The organism is Chryseobacterium metallicongregator (genome assembly GCF_031324065.1).
Taxonomy (GTDB): domain Bacteria; phylum Bacteroidota; class Bacteroidia; order Flavobacteriales; family Weeksellaceae; genus Chryseobacterium; species Chryseobacterium metallicongregator.
This window is the reverse complement of record NZ_JAVIXS010000014.1, coordinates 317,354-332,406: the sequence shown is the minus strand read 5'-3', so window position 1 is coordinate 332,406 and position 15,053 is coordinate 317,354. Positions and strand designations below refer to the sequence as shown.

The window sequence follows — 15,053 nt, the reverse complement described above, 5'->3', positions numbered from 1 at the left end:
GATTTATTTCTTTAAATTTTCCTGGAATTTTTCAACTGCACCTTCGAAGAAAATGATCTCACCAGCGTTTACTAAATCGTAAGAACTGATCTCGTTGAAGTTCATTACTTTAGTTTTAGGTAAGTTTCTTGAAGATAAATACACATTCTTGTTAGCTTCAGGAAGAACGAATAAAGATTTTTTACCGTTAAGTTCCAATGCATTTAATACATTGATGAAATCTTTAGTCTTAGGAGCGTCAAAGCTCACATCTTCTAAAACTTTAATGCTGTTGTCTCTCATTTTTTGAGATAAAACAGATTTCTTAGCCAATCTCTTAAGAGCTTTGTTCAATTTGAATCTGTAGTCTCTTGGTTTTGGTCCGAATACTCTACCTCCACCTCTGAATACTGGAGATTTGATATCACCGTATCTAGCAGATCCTGATCCTTTTTGCTTCTTAAGCTTTTTAGTAGAAGCAGTAATTTCGCTTCTTTCTTTTGCTTTATGAGTACCTTGTCTTTGAGCAGCAAGATACTGCTTAACTTCTAAGTAAACCGCGTGCTGATTTGGCTCAATTCCGAATACTGTTTCGTCTAGAGTTACTTTTCTTCCGGTCTCTTTTCCTGATGTATTTAATACTACTAGTTCCATTTTCTGATAATTACATAAGAATTTTTAGCTCCCGGAACAGCACCTTTTACTACTAAAAGATTTTGTTCTTGATCAACTTTTAACACTTGAAGGTTTTGAACAGTTACCTGCTTACCTCCCATTCTTCCAGCCATTCTCATCCCTTTGAATACTCTTGAAGGGTCTGAACCAGCACCGATAGAACCTGGAGCTCTAAGTCTGTTGTGCTGACCATGAGTTGCCTGCATTACACCTCCAAATCCGTGTCTCTTAACAACACCCTGGAAGCCTTTACCTTTTGAAGTTCCTGTTACGTCAACATATTCACCTTCAGAGAATAGATCAACTTTTACTTCTTCTCCTATTTTAGCATCAGCAAATCCTACGTGGAATTCTACCAATTTAGCTTTAGGAGCAGAACCAGCCTTTTTAAAATGGCCAGCTAACGCTTTACCAACGTTCTTCTCACTCTTGTCATCGAAACCTAACTGAACAGCTGTATAACCGTCGTTTTCTAAGGTTCTGACCTGTAAAATCGAGCATGGACCAGCTTGAATAACTGTACAAGGAATGTTTTTTCCTTCTTCGTTAAACAAAGACGTCATACCGATTTTTTTACCAATAATACCTGACATTGTTTATATTATAATAAAATTTATCCTTTATTTATCCCCATTTTTCGGAAGTCTGAAGTAATTTCTACTTTTGATATAGGCATACTACGCCCCTAAAATGAGTGTGCAAATGTATGAATAATTTTGTAACTGACAAATATTTCGACTAAAATATTTTGATTTTTAATCAATTAGATGATTTTAAAAAAATTCAGAACCAATTTCCCAAAGATTTATTTTGATTTTTAAAAAGAAATTAAGATGAAGACCTTATTGAGCCATTACCTTCACACCCACTTCTTCCAGTCCAGCCCTGTCCTCAGCACAAATACCACTATCCGTAATAAGATAGTCCACCTGATCTAAACCTGCAATCTTTCCAAATCCTTTTTTATTTAATTTGGAAGAATCTGCAAGAATCACCGTCTGATCCGCACACTCCATCATAATCTGATTCAAATGAGCTTCTGCAGCATTGGAGGTACTGATTCCAAACTCAGGATCAATTCCATCTACGCCCAGAAAAAGTTTATTACATGAAAACTGTTTTAGAATTCCTTCTGAAATAGAACCCACTATAGAAGTAGAGCTTTTTCTTACCTCGCCTCCCAACTGTATAATATTAATGTTAGGATTATTACAAAGTTCAATAGCCACCCGTAAAGAAGAGGTTAATACCGTAAGTGGCCCAAAATTCATCAGCATTCTGGCAAGATAATGCATTGTTGTTCCGGACGCCAGTATAATACAGTCGTTTTCCTGAATCAATGACAATGCTGCTTTGGCAATAATCTGTTTCGCTTCCACATTGATGCTTTCTTTCTCCCCTACATTTTTCTCATAAGCATATCTTACCTGCTTACTCGCTCCTCCGTGATTTCTAAAAAGAAGTCCCAGGCTTTCGAGATAGTTCAGATCCTTTCGAATCGTAACTGAAGAAACACTGAGCTTTTCACACAGATCCTGAACAAGTACATGTCCTTTCTCATCAAGCTCTTTAAGTATTTCATCCTGCCTTGGTAATAGCTTTTCCATTTTATTCGTTTCATCAAAAATACCGTTTTTTTTCGACATCTTAAAATTTCATTTATTTTCTTTTTGCTTTCATTTTTAATTTATATATTTGAAAACGAAACATAAACGAAACATTTATGAAACGAAACGAAGAACTCAGTAAGTTAACCAATGTAAAAGAATGGGACTTTATTGTCATAGGAGGAGGAGCCAGTGGTTTAGGTTCAGCATTAGATGCAGTAAGCAGAGGATTCAAAACTTTATTGCTTGAATCTCATGACTTCGCAAAAGCAACATCCAGCAGAAGTACCAAATTGGTACACGGCGGAGTTAGATATCTCGCTCAGGGAGATGTCGGATTGGTAAAAGAAGCATTAAAGGAAAGAGGATTATTAGCAAAGAACGCAGCTCATATCGTAAAAAATCAGTCTTTCATTATCCCGAACTACACTTGGTGGGGAGGAATCTACTATAAGATAGGTTTATCTGTTTATGATTTCCTTGCGGGAAAACTAAGCCTGGGTAAAACGAAATACATCAGCAAATCGAAAACAGTTGAAAAGCTTCCTACTATTGAACAAAATCATTTAATGAGTGGTGTTGTTTACCAGGATGGACAGTTTGACGATGCCAGACTTGCCATTAACCTTACCCAAACGATCATTGAAAAAGGGGGAAGTGCTGTTAACTATGTGAAAGTGATCAATCTTTTGAAAGATGATTCTGATAAAGTAATAGGTGTAGTTGCAGAAGACCAGTTTTCCAAACAACAATATCAGATACAGGGTAAAGTAGTGATCAACGCAACTGGTGTATTTACGAATGATATTCTTAATATGAACAACCCTAAGCATGGTAAACTTGTGGTACCAAGCCAGGGAATTCACCTTGTTCTGGATAAATCCTTCCTGAAAAGCGATGATGCCATCATGATTCCTAAAACATCAGACGGAAGAGTTTTATTTGTTGTGCCATGGCATGACAGAGCCTTGGTAGGAACTACCGATACTCTTTTGAAGGACGAAAGCTTTGAGCCTCGTGCACTGGAAGAAGAGATCAGCTTTGTTTTAAATACAGCAAGACAATATTTGGCTAAAAAGCCAACGCGTGAAGATGTAAAATCAGTTTTCGCAGGTCTTCGTCCGCTTGCCGCTCCTAAAGATGGAAGCAAAAGCACCAAAGAGGTTTCCCGAAGCCATAAAGTTATTACTTCAGAAACCGGATTAGTTTCTATTATCGGAGGAAAATGGACCACCTACCGTAAAATGGCAGAAGACACCGTAGACGAAGCAATGAAAGTTCACAGGTTGGGAAATAGTCTATCTAAAACGGAACACCTTTCTATCCATGGAAATGTAAAACCCGAACAGGTAGACAGAACCAACCACCTATACGTTTACGGATCTGATATTCCTGCTATCAAAGCCTTGCAACAAAGCAATCCTCGTTACGCTCAGAAGATCCATCCGGATCACCCTTTCACTATAGCAGAAGTAGTATGGGCTGTAAGAGCTGAAATGGCAGAAACCATAGAAGATATTCTGGCAAGAAGAGTACGTTTATTATTTCTGGATGCCAGGGCTGCTATAGACAGCGCGCATAACGTAGCAAGAATCATCGCTGAAGAAAAAGGATATTCTGAAGAATGGGCTCAGCAACAGGAAAATGAATTCATTGAATTAGCAAGAGGGTATTTATTAACGCCTTACTCACCTAAAGTTATCAACCTAAATTAGCACTATATACATGAATGAAAAGCTTATCCTCGCTCTAGATCAGGGAACAACTTCCTCCAGAGCGATTCTCTTCAACCATAGTGGAGAAATAGAATATGTATCTCAAAAAGATTTCAGACAAATATTCCCTACCCCAGGCTGGGTAGAGCACGATCCAAACGAAATCTGGTCTTCACAGATCTCCGTAGCAGCAGAAATTATAGCAAAGGCAGGAATCTCCGGATTGGAAGTTGCCGCTATCGGAATTACCAACCAACGTGAAACTACCATTGTTTGGGATAAGGAAACCGGTGAACCTATCTACAATGCTATTGTATGGCAGGACCGAAGAACTTCAAAATACTGCGACGAACTGAAAGATCAGGGACATGCAGAAACGATCAAAGAAAAAACAGGACTTGTTCTGGATGCGTACTTTTCAGCAACTAAGCTGAAATGGATTCTTGATAACGTAGAAGGAGCAAGACAGAAAGCCGAAGAAGGAAAATTATGTTTCGGAACTGTTGATACATGGCTTGTATGGAAACTGACCCGCGGAAAAATGTTTATCACTGATGTTTCCAACGCCAGTAGAACAATGCTTCTTAATATTCATACTTTAGAATGGGATAATGATTTATTAGAATTATTTGACATTCCTAAAAACATTCTTCCTGAAGTTAAACAAAGCAGTGAAATATACGGAGAAACGGCTACTACCCTATTCTCTACCAAAATTCCAATCGCGGGTATTGCTGGTGACCAGCAAGCTGCTTTATTCGGACAGATGTGTACCACTCCGGGAATGGTAAAAAACACTTACGGCACAGGATGCTTCTTATTAATGAACACAGGAACAGAAGCTGTTTCTTCTAAGAACAACCTTCTTACAACAGTAGCCTGGAAAATCAATGGAGAAGTGAATTACGCTCTTGAAGGAAGTGTATTCGTAGGAGGTGCCGCTATTCAGTGGCTAAGAGATGGTCTTAAGCTTATTCATTCTTCTGATCAGGTGAATGAATTGGCCGCTTCTGTAGAAGATAATGGAGGCGTTTATTTTGTTCCTGCATTAACTGGTCTTGGTGCTCCATACTGGGATCAATATGCCCGTGGAACAATTGTAGGAATTACACGTGGAACTACTGATGCACACATCGCAAGAGCAACCCTGGAAGGAATTGCATTTCAGGTTTATGATATTGTAAAAGCTATGGAAGCTGATTCCGGAAGAGCAAGTCTTGAATTAAGAGTAGACGGTGGTGCTTCTGCAAGTGATCTTCTGATGCAGATCCAGTCTGACTTATTTGGATTTAAAATAACAAGACCAAAGACATTGGAAACTACCGCTCTTGGAGCAGCCTACCTTGCAGGACTTGCAGTAGGATACTGGAAAAGCATAGACGAAATCCAGGAGCAATGGATTGTAGATAAAGACTTCCACCCCCAATTAAACAGAGAACAAGTGGATAAAATGACTCACTTCTGGAAGAAAGCTGTAAAAAGCGCTCAAAGCTGGATTGAAGATTAACTTACTCATCAAAAAAAACTTATATGACCCCATTTATTGCAGAAGTTATCGGAACGATGCTTCTTATATTGTTAGGCAACGGTGTTGTAGCCAATGTTGTCTTGAAAGATACGAAAGGAAATAATTCCGGATGGATTGTTATTACTACCGCATGGGCATTGGCCGTATTTGTGGGAGTAACCGTTGCAGGGCCAATAAGTGGGGCCCATCTGAATCCGGCTGTAACCATTGGTCTTGCGACAGCAGGAAAATTTTCATGGGATCTGGTTCCTTCTTATATTGCAGCCCAAATGATTGGAGGAATGCTGGGTGCATTTTTAGTATGGCTGTTTCATAAAGATCATTTTGCCATTACGGAAGATGAAGGAGCAAAACTGGCTTGTTTCAGTACAGGTCCGGCTATCAGAAAAACATCTTCCAATCTTATCAGTGAGATTATCGGGACGTTTGTACTGGTATTCTGCGTCTTCTATTTTGCAGATCCAAGTATTTCTTTACAGGCAGATCCAACAGCCAAAGTAGGATTAGGTTCTATTGGAGCAATTCCTGTTACGTTTGTAGTGTGGGCAATAGGCCTATCTCTTGGAGGAACTACAGGCTATGCCATTAACCCCGCAAGAGATCTAGCACCAAGAATTATGCACGCTATTTTACCGGTAAAAGGGAGCAGTGACTGGAGTTATGCGTGGATTCCTGTAGTAGGTCCTATAACAGGAGCTATTATCGCAGCTGTTTTATATGGATTTTTAAAATAAGGCACATGATGAGAAAAATCTTAAAAGGGATCTTCTTTCTTGTTTTAGGAGCAGGAAAGCTATTTTCACAGGAAACTACTGAAGTCAAGGAATCCAAAGAAGGAAGACTTGATTTTACAGCCAATATTCAGAATAATCACTTATGGAGAGGACTTATTATCACCGATAAGCCTGTGGTAATGGGAAATCTGTCGTATGCCTTGGATGCTGAGAAAAAATGGAAGGTAGGAATCTGGGGAGCTTCTGCATTAGCAGATGATAAGGATAATACTCACTATAAAGAAATCAATTATTACATTCAATATTCTGACGGACGTTTTTATATTGGGCTATGGGATCTTTACAACTCCCGAAACATCAATACTGCAGTAGCTGCTGATGATATCTTCAGCTATTCACAAAGAAGAACGGCTCATATAATTGATTTAAGAACGAACTATACTTTCGGGCCATCATTCCCGATCAATATTGAGGCTGATATCATGCTTTATGGAGGAGCCAATGCAGGAGAAGTAATTCTGGAAGCTGATGGAAGTTATAAAAAGAACAGATATTCTACTTATGTACAGGCAAGCTATCCTGTTATTAAGGGACAGAAAGTCAATCTGGATGCATTTGTAGGAGCCGGATTTGCCCTTAATGACAAAACCTTTTTATATGGCAATGGAAAAAACAGCTTTGACATTGTAAATGTAGGCCTAAAGGCCGGAAAAATTGTTAAGATTACCGATCATTACAGTCTTCCTGTAACCATAATGGCGATGTGGAACCCATCGAATAAGTTTGCAAGGATTCAGCTTGCAGCAACTGTTTTTTAATCCAACTTTAATTCAATTATAGAGAAGCCACTCCTTTCGGGGTGGCTTTGTCATGATTGCTACAATTAAAAGGTAATCTATTTTGCAATATAACAGTTATTCTAAAATACAATAACCGTTTTTTTACGGTAGCTGTTTTGCTTAAAAATCTTTACTTTTGAAAAAAATATCTATGAAAAAGTTTTTCAGTGTAATGATTCTGTGTATTAGTATTTTTACGTGGGCACAGCAGACAGAGCTTCCTTTTATTGGATACAGAGCTTTTGATATTATGAAAGGATATAGTGGCACAGGTACTCCTCATTATTATCTGGATCTCAAAAATAATGGCGATGTACATTTTGGATATGTCCAGGTGAATCAAGCCAGCGGAGAAGAAACAACAGAAGAAATCAATGCTGGTAAATACGCACCTAATAAGGTAATGAAAGTGGTTTTTAAAAAATTTGAAGAAACGTTTTTCGTGAAATTCGATAAAGAGAAAATTTACCTTACCGATGAACAAGGAAATGTTAAGAATCTTGAAGGCTGCTGCTCATCTTCTGACAGCATCAAAAAAGAAACCTGTACATGCGAAAGCGAATTTTTCAAGTAGTAAAATGATATATAGAGAAAGCCATTCCATCCGGGATGGTTTTCTTGTTGTGAGAAACCACCCCGTCAAATTATAAATTTGCCACCCCTCCGGAGGAGGGGAATAGTTATACAATCTACTGCATTTGAACAAGTCATAATAAGTAAATACAATATTCTTTTGCTTCCTACCTTTAATCACCGGGATTTTACGGTTTATATTCTGCCAAAATATCTTTACTTTTGAAGGGTGATTTACACCAATGAAACATTTTAAAATCTTATTTCTACTCATCTTTTTTCTTATTGTATCATGCAGCAGGAAAGAACATCATTCTTACACATTTTATTACTGGAAAACCAAACTAAAGCTTGATCAAGAAGAGAAAAAAGCATTGGATCAGGCAACTGTTCCTTATTTATATACCAGATTCTTTGATGTAGATAAGGTGAACGGAAAATTTCAGCCCGTTGCTGTTATCACCAAAGACCAAAGTTTTCAGACAGACAAGCAGATTGTTCCTACGGTTTTCATTACCAATCAGACATTACTGGGTATTTCTGCAGAAGAGATCAAATTCCTGGCAGAAAGCATTCATCTATTGGTTCAAAAGAAAACAGAAGTATATCAACTGAAAACTTATCCTGAAATTCAAATTGATTGTGACTGGACCGCCGGAACACGGAATGATTATTTTAAATTTCTGAAAGAACTCAAAAGAGTTTCCGGAAAAGAAATTACCTGCACGCTCCGTCTTCATCAGGTGAAAGATAAAAAGCAGACCGGAATTCCTCCGGTAGAAAAAGTATACCTGATGTGCTACTCTACTTCATCACCTCTCGAGAACTCTGATAAGAATTCTATCCTGGATGTGAATATTCTGAAAAGTTATCTTTCGAAAATAGAAGAGTATCCTATCAAAAATATTGAAGTGGCACTTCCTATTTATTCGTGGGGGATTGTTACCAATCATTTAGGAAAACACAAACTTATTAATGCCTTATCGAAAAGAGATCTGGAAAACTCCAATTTCAAAAAGATTTCAGATCATGAAGTTGAAGTCATGAAAGACGGATTCTACTTTGGAAGCTATTTAAATAAAGGCTTCAAAATAAAGGTAGAAGAAATCTCCGAAGAACAGCTTGACGATGTCATTGCCTTTTTACAGAAAAAAATCCCGCATTTTAATATCATTTATTATCAATTAGATAGTAAATTTGTGTTAGACCGGAAATTTTAATCTTTTAAAGATAGAGGCATACTTACCAGAACACTACCATCATACAATATTAAAACTAAAAAAACACTACACACCCTATGAAAAAGTACATTCTTTCACTTGCGGTTGTATCACTTTTCTATACACAATCTGACGCGTGTGCGTGGTCAGATCCTGATTATGATTACTTCAACCTTTTTACACAAACCATCATCAAGGACAAGGCTTATCTTCCTTTTCTGCACAATTATTCAAGCAGATTTTATGGAGGATATAACTCAGCATTGATTCCTGATGACAATGTGGAAACATGGAAAAGGTTCTTCAACAATCAGCTCAGCTATTCTGAAACCCAGAATCTGGTGTATAAAATCAGTATGAACGACCTGAATGCTTTAAAGAGCGGAAATCCAACCAACCCTATTTTACAAAAACTAGGTACAGGATTTTACCAAAAATACAAGGAAGGCATTGATTATTTGATTGAAGCCAAATATCTTGAGCCTTATATGAGCATCAATTATATAGAAAGTGAAAACTCATTCTATTATGACAGAGATGCCAACAGAAAAAATGCTACTGCTCTTGATTACAATAAAACGATCGCAGCTTTGACCTCTTTATACAACGCAGCGAGAAATCCTGAAATCAAACAACGTTACGGATATCAGCTGGTACGTCTGAATCATTATACAAGAAATTATGATTCTGCGGTACAGGCTTTCAAAACATATGTTGCTCCCATCAAACTAAAAGGAACAGTCTATTTCATGTCTCTGGACCAATTGGCAGGAGCACAAAGAGGATTGGAAATGAACAGTGATGCTAACTGGAATTTTTTCCAGGTATTCATGAATAGCAAAGACCGTAAAGAATCTGCATTTGTTTCTATGAAGCTTTCAGATACTGCCTCTTTCAGCAATATCATGAAAAGAGCCAATACGAATGAGGAAAAGAATATGGCTTATTTTCTGTTAGGATATGAAGACTTCAACAATCCTATTCCAATGATGGAAAAGATGTATGAGATCAATCCTGATTCCGAGATTCTGAAGGTAATGGCTGCAAGAAGTATCAATGAACTTGAAAGAAGCTATCTGCCTACGTATTACTATACTTCGGAGGCTCAAAAGGTATCGGCAAAAGAAAACTCTACGGACAACGCTGCAAAAAACAATTCTACAGCTCAAACGAAACCTGAAGTAAAGGAAGAAAAACTTTCTTTCTGGCAGAAAATTGTAAGGTTCTTTAAAAATCTTTTCGGCGGTTCCAAATCTGAAAAAACAGGTGATAGTGCTAAAGCTGATCAAAGTGATGATGAGTTATTCAGTAATCCTGACCGAATTCCATTCTATAACAGAACGGGTTATTATTACGATGAAAAAACACAGGATTTCCTTGATGATCTGGAGAAATTCACTGATAAAACAAAAGAAAAATCTAAAGATGAATACTGGCAGATTGCCGATGCTTATCTCAAATTTTTAAAGAAAGATTACAAAGGAAGTTCTGAAATTCTGGACGACATCAAAACAGCTAACCCTGAATATCTGGAGGAAATCAAAAGAATGAAAGTTCTGAATGATATTGTTTCTCAGCCTAAAATTGATGCAGAATATGAAGATCACCTGATGAAAGATTATGCGGAATATTTCGTAGAGAAAAAAGTAAAAAAAGACACCGCTGCTACAGATAATTTCGATTATTATGGTGAAGTGCCTTCTACTGTAGATTTCCTTAAAGATGTTATTGCTAACCGTTATTTCCTTCAGGGAGAAGATGGAAAATCTTTCCTGATGAACAATAAGCTTTCTGATCTCCAGTACAATCCAAATTCCAACTTAGTGAAAAGTGTGGAAGAGTTTTACAGGAAGCCAAATAAAACTCAGTTTGAACAACAGATCATTGCCAAAAACATGGACAGCGTAGGCAATATTGATGCCTTCTTCAGTACCATTTATGGAGACAGAGCCATGAGGCTTGCCGATTTTGAAAAGGCAAAAGCTTATTATGGAAAAGCAAAAAGCTTTGCCGGTATTCCAAGACAGAATTATGAATGGACAGAAAAGAATGGCCAGACCATCACTCCAAAACAATATGCACCTGCAGAGTATGACGGATTTAAAAACATTTCAAATCTGGTATTCGGACATAATGTTTGGGAAAGTTTCGGAAGTCCTGATGCTGAAAGTATGAAAGCCGAAAACTATACAGATTTCCCTTTCATCAAAACAAGTATGGATAAACTTGAACTGGCAGACGCACTGATTCAACTTAAAAAGATTGGAAACGGAACGGATGAAAAAGCAGCAAAAGCCAACCAGCTTATCGGAAACTTATTGTACAACACCTCCATTTTAGGTTATTACCGTCAATTGTTTGTTATGGATATTGATAACAGCAACGGAGGTAAATACGACTTCTGGAATACGGACAGAAAGAACCCTTATAAGTATTATTATAAAAACTTCCTTGATACCTCTTATATTGAACCTGACAATTTTGATCTGTCTATCAATTATTATCAAAAAGCGCTTAAGCTTTCCAGTAATAAAGAAGAAAAAGCAAGAATCTTATTCCAGATGGCAAGTGCCGAACAGGGTAAATATTACCAATATGAAGCGAAAGCTCCAAAAGATTTTGATTATTCAGATCCGAAATGGTCTGAAAAAGAAGAGGCCCGCCAAAAGGAAATGGACCAACTTAAAAACCAGAAATACAGAACCTACTTTGCTCAGCTGAAAGCTCAGTATTCTGACACTGAAACAACGAAAAGCCTGATGGGCAGCTGTAGTTATTTCAGTTATTTCATGAGATAATATCTTCCATAAAAAAACCTCTGAGTGATCAGAGGTTTTTATTTTGGTATTTTTACCGTATTATTTTTTCACAAATTTAGTGGTGCTCTTCTCTTCTTTATTATTGATTGTAATAAAGTAGATTCCTTTCACAAGTGTTCTTACATTAATTTTACCCTCTCCTATGGTTCCTTTTGCAATCACCTGTCCCGGAGCATTGAAAATTTCATAAGAAGCGTTTGAAGAAACATTCATGACATTCAATACATCTTCTACCGGGTTCGGATAAATCTTAACCGATTTGGCACTTCCAGCTTCAGAAACGGCCAATAGGCTGGATACGGTAGCCTGTTTCGCTGCGTAGAAAACATTTCCGATAGCAGAAACTCTCAGGTGAATTGTTTTTCCGGCTAAAGATGCAGGAACGAAAACACTTGCCGATCCGTTATTGGGTACTGATGCCGTCAGATCATTCCAGGTTACTCCACCATCTTCTGTATAATCAATTTTAACATTCGCTACATTATATGGAGAAGCTGTAGTTCCGGAAACCGTCCATGCAATAGCAGAGTTCGCATTAGGAGTCAGTGATGTTGTATTAACGGTAAACGCAGCCGCATTCCCTACAACTACAGTCTGTGTAGTATGAGCAGTCTGAGCCTGTCCTCCCGGTTTATTATCTCTTACCGTTACACGGAAGTTTGTTGTTCTTGCTACTGTACTTGCAGCTTCAAAATCTGTTGTATTTTTTACAGCACCGCCAAGCACTGTAGCCAGTTTAGGAAAATATCTTGTAGGACTTGCAGTAGGTGCCCAGGATCTGAAATTCGCTCCTGAACTTGTATTTCCGATATTATTTTTGGTTACTCCATTGCCTAAACTGCTCGGATTTACCTGTTCCCAGCAATAGGTCAGTGCATCTCCATCCGGATCTGTAGCTGATGCCGTCAACACAAATGCTGTAGATTTCGGAATGGTATAAGTAGTAGGCATTGCTGTAACCACAGGTGGATTATTGGTAATCGGAGTTTCAATATCTGCTGTTACAGAAGCAAGATTGGTCTGTACCTGCTCAATACTTACATTATGAAAATATACATCGGAATGCTTTTGTACATCTGTATTCGGACCTGTAATTCCTGCATATCCCATGATGGTAGATCCTGAACCTGGTTCTACTTCCTGATTCAGAAAATTTTCGTAGAAACTATATGTATGGGAATCTCCCAATTGGTGCCCGATCTCATGTGCTACAAAATCAATATCAAAAGCGTCTCCACTTGGTGGTAATTGAGCAGTACTGTTTTGGTTCCATGTTCCACCAGCGTAATAATCAATTCCAGGGGAAGTATATCCACTTCCTTTATAATTGCCTGGAGAAGGTGAGTTTTGACAACTAGGATCAATACTTGTAGAGGTATCATTACTTCCGATACAACCGATACAACCGGCACTTCCACCGCCCCCTGTTGCTCCAAATAAATGTCCTATATCAAAATCTGCATCTGTAACACCGTATGCTCCTCCATGTAATGTATTCATCAATTCATTATTCCATTTACACATAAGACTGGATTCGCTATAAGGATCATTGGCAGCATCCGTAAATATTAGGTTGGGAGCATTAATCGCATTAACATGTACATTAAATTCTTTTTCAAGTACACCATTCACTCTTGATAAAGTAGCATTTATTTGGGTAAGAGCACCTGCTGCCCCTCCAAAGAAAGCAGTATATTCCCCTGTTACAGACATTGCCAGTCTAAGGGTATGGAATGTTTTATTATTTGATTTGGCTGTAGATCCGGAGTTCATAAGCTTCTGCATTCTAGCAACAGCTTCTTTATCTTCTTTTGTATTACACACAAATGCATGTCCGTTCTTATTAGTCTTCCCATGTACGGAATAATAAGACTTATCAGATGTTGCAGGTTCTATAAATTCATATTGCCCGTCGGCACCAATAATCATAGACTGGAAATCATTGGGAGCAACGCTGAAACGGATGTATTTGGTTGGATCATCAGTTCCAATCCCTACATAAGAGCCCAACTGGTATTTATTAGCCAAAGTTTCATCCATAACCGGAAAACTGTTGACGGTAAATTTTTCTATTTTCCCTTCAAGAGTAGGAATATTGATAGTAATGGGAGAACCTTCACCCATTTTAGGAGCTCTTAGCAGCTGTGTTCTTATCTGGTCAATATCAAGCTTGTAGTAAACAGAATGATCACTCTTTTTTATTATTTTCTGTTGAGGCAATCCTCTGCTCCATTGTGCATTTGCGGATATTGCTAACAGAAATATCGGCAAACAAAATAATTTTGCTTTCATATGTTTTTTTCAATAAAAGTAAATATTTATTGAAACAAACACTAAAAACAAGATTAAAAATTAAAAATAAACACTAAAATCCATAATAACACCAATAAGAGAATTAAAAAAAATCATAATATTCAAAAATATTTAGAAAATTTTTAATTCTGCTTTTTATGTTCCTGTTTCTGCATCCATTCTTCATGTTTTCTTTTAAAGAATTCATACTTATAATCCTGATTTCTTTGTGCTGCATCAATGGAATGAGAAGTATGAATATCAGCATCTTTTTTGGCAAGCTGCCCCAGTTTTTCATAATAGATGTGAAGCTGGTCCAATTCTGCTTCCGTAAGATCTTCAATATCCACAATACGGTTGCTTGCTTTTTCATGAGCCGCAATAAGCTCATTGAGTTTGATCTGTATGGCTTTGGAATCTTTGTTCTGAGCTTTCTGAATCAGGAAAACCATCAGAAAAGTAATGATTGTAGTGCCTGTATTGATTACTAACTGCCAGGTTTCGGAATAGTCAAAAAAAGGTCCTGAAACTGCCCATACTACTACAATAAGAAAAGCTCCTATAAAAGCATACGGACTTCCTGTAAATTTCACAGCCCAGTTTGAAAATTTCTCAAAAATATGATGATCTTTATGACTCATAGCTTTTGTTTTTAAAATAATAAATGTATAAAATTAACAGGAATCAGGAATAATAAACACAAACAAAAAACATTAAGACAGAGTATTGTCTTAATGTTTTCTAATTAAAATTGATATGAATGTGTGAAATATATTATTTGATTTTTCCTGAAAAACGGTTTTCAAGGTTTTGTTTTTCTTCTGCTATCATACTCTTTCCGATTTGAGCAGATGAAAAAGGTTTTGGATAAAATGTGTTATTCCCATGATCCTTCCAGGGAGAAATATTCCCCCAAGAGTATATGCTTTTAGGATTATTGTAACTTTTTTCAATATTTTCTCTGGCTGTTTTCAGTTCTTCATCAGACAAATGCTCTTCGGAACATGAAACTAAACCAGCTACGGCAATCAATGATAAGAATACTGTTCTGGTAATTTTCATAATATTTTTT

13 protein-coding genes are annotated in these 15,053 nt (G+C 37.3%); 7 read left to right on the top strand and 6 right to left on the bottom strand.

The genetic code is table 11. From position 1 onward, the window contains the following. Window positions 1-3: 3 nt before the first annotated feature. The 3 genes from rplD to REB14_RS14940 all read right to left on the bottom strand — a co-directional run bounded on the left by rplD (window position 4) and on the right by REB14_RS14940 (window position 2,261). Entirely contained in the window at window positions 4-633 is a 630-nt protein-coding gene (gene rplD, locus REB14_RS14950) for a 50S ribosomal protein L4 (RefSeq protein ID WP_034694672.1), read from the bottom strand. Beyond that, the gene (gene rplC / locus REB14_RS14945) at window positions 624-1,247 is read right to left on the bottom strand and encodes a 50S ribosomal protein L3 (protein WP_309522552.1); all 624 of its coding nucleotides are present in this window, start codon (window positions 1,245-1,247) and stop codon (window positions 624-626) included. Before rplC ends, rplD begins: the two co-directional genes overlap by 10 nt. Window positions 1,248-1,496: 249 nt before the next feature. Beyond that, window positions 1,497-2,261 carry a DeoR/GlpR family DNA-binding transcription regulator gene (locus REB14_RS14940; RefSeq protein ID WP_079243831.1) on the bottom strand — a complete coding sequence of 255 codons (765 nt, stop codon included), beginning with the start codon at window positions 2,259-2,261 and terminating at the stop codon, window positions 1,497-1,499. Between the two features lie 116 nt (window positions 2,262-2,377). Between REB14_RS14940 and REB14_RS14935 the strand changes: the two genes are divergently transcribed. From REB14_RS14935 to REB14_RS14905, 7 genes are all read left to right on the top strand, one after another. Continuing rightward, a complete protein-coding gene (locus REB14_RS14935) occupies window positions 2,378-3,976 on the top strand; it encodes a glycerol-3-phosphate dehydrogenase/oxidase (RefSeq protein WP_309522551.1) in 1,599 nt (532 codons plus the stop codon). A gap of 10 nt (window positions 3,977-3,986) precedes the next feature. Beyond that, window positions 3,987-5,483, top strand: coding sequence for a glycerol kinase GlpK (gene glpK / locus REB14_RS14930; protein ID WP_309522550.1), 1,497 nt, complete (start codon window positions 3,987-3,989; stop codon window positions 5,481-5,483). A 23-nt stretch (window positions 5,484-5,506) separates the two neighbouring features. Continuing rightward, entirely contained in the window at window positions 5,507-6,238 is a 732-nt protein-coding gene (locus REB14_RS14925) for an MIP/aquaporin family protein (protein ID WP_079240240.1), read from the top strand. A gap of 5 nt (window positions 6,239-6,243) precedes the next feature. Beyond that, window positions 6,244-7,056, top strand: coding sequence for a hypothetical protein (locus REB14_RS14920; protein ID WP_309522549.1), 813 nt, complete (start codon window positions 6,244-6,246; stop codon window positions 7,054-7,056). Window positions 7,057-7,228: 172 nt separating this feature from the next. After that, window positions 7,229-7,651 carry a hypothetical protein gene (locus REB14_RS14915; RefSeq protein ID WP_309522548.1) on the top strand — a complete coding sequence of 141 codons (423 nt, stop codon included), beginning with the start codon at window positions 7,229-7,231 and terminating at the stop codon, window positions 7,649-7,651. Between the two features lie 241 nt (window positions 7,652-7,892). Continuing rightward, the gene (locus tag REB14_RS14910) at window positions 7,893-8,870 is read left to right on the top strand and encodes a hypothetical protein (RefSeq protein ID WP_309522547.1); all 978 of its coding nucleotides are present in this window, start codon (window positions 7,893-7,895) and stop codon (window positions 8,868-8,870) included. Between the two features lie 77 nt (window positions 8,871-8,947). Further along, entirely contained in the window at window positions 8,948-11,668 is a 2,721-nt protein-coding gene (locus tag REB14_RS14905) for a hypothetical protein (RefSeq protein ID WP_309522546.1), read from the top strand. A 60-nt stretch (window positions 11,669-11,728) separates the two neighbouring features. Here REB14_RS14905 and REB14_RS14900 read toward each other — a convergent pair whose 3' ends face one another. The 3 genes from REB14_RS14900 to REB14_RS14890 form a co-directional block, all read right to left on the bottom strand. Next, window positions 11,729-13,960, bottom strand: coding sequence for a zinc-dependent metalloprotease (locus tag REB14_RS14900; protein ID WP_309522545.1), 2,232 nt, complete (start codon window positions 13,958-13,960; stop codon window positions 11,729-11,731). A gap of 164 nt (window positions 13,961-14,124) precedes the next feature. Continuing rightward, on the bottom strand, window positions 14,125-14,622 hold the full coding sequence (locus tag REB14_RS14895; RefSeq protein WP_079240234.1) for a low affinity iron permease family protein: 498 nt from the start codon (window positions 14,620-14,622) through the stop codon (window positions 14,125-14,127). Window positions 14,623-14,755: 133 nt separating this feature from the next. Next, a complete protein-coding gene (locus REB14_RS14890) occupies window positions 14,756-15,043 on the bottom strand; it encodes a hypothetical protein (protein WP_079240233.1) in 288 nt (95 codons plus the stop codon). Window positions 15,044-15,053 lie beyond the last annotated feature (10 nt).

Coding starts and splice junctions, on each gene's coding strand:
- rplD (WP_034694672.1), bottom strand. CDS start 633: ATGGAACTAGTAGTATTAAATACATCAGGAAAAGAGACCGGAAGAAAA.
- rplC (WP_309522552.1), bottom strand. CDS start 1,247: ATGTCAGGTATTATTGGTAAAAAAATCGGTATGACGTCTTTGTTTAAC.
- REB14_RS14940 (WP_079243831.1), bottom strand. CDS start 2,261: ATGGAAAAGCTATTACCAAGGCAGGATGAAATACTTAAAGAGCTTGAT.
- REB14_RS14935 (WP_309522551.1), top strand. CDS start 2,378: ATGAAACGAAACGAAGAACTCAGTAAGTTAACCAATGTAAAAGAATGG.
- glpK (WP_309522550.1), top strand. CDS start 3,987: ATGAATGAAAAGCTTATCCTCGCTCTAGATCAGGGAACAACTTCCTCC.
- REB14_RS14925 (WP_079240240.1), top strand. CDS start 5,507: ATGACCCCATTTATTGCAGAAGTTATCGGAACGATGCTTCTTATATTG.
- REB14_RS14920 (WP_309522549.1), top strand. CDS start 6,244: ATGATGAGAAAAATCTTAAAAGGGATCTTCTTTCTTGTTTTAGGAGCA.
- REB14_RS14915 (WP_309522548.1), top strand. CDS start 7,229: ATGAAAAAGTTTTTCAGTGTAATGATTCTGTGTATTAGTATTTTTACG.
- REB14_RS14910 (WP_309522547.1), top strand. CDS start 7,893: ATGAAACATTTTAAAATCTTATTTCTACTCATCTTTTTTCTTATTGTA.
- REB14_RS14905 (WP_309522546.1), top strand. CDS start 8,948: ATGAAAAAGTACATTCTTTCACTTGCGGTTGTATCACTTTTCTATACA.
- REB14_RS14895 (WP_079240234.1), bottom strand. CDS start 14,622: ATGAGTCATAAAGATCATCATATTTTTGAGAAATTTTCAAACTGGGCT.
- REB14_RS14890 (WP_079240233.1), bottom strand. CDS start 15,043: ATGAAAATTACCAGAACAGTATTCTTATCATTGATTGCCGTAGCTGGT.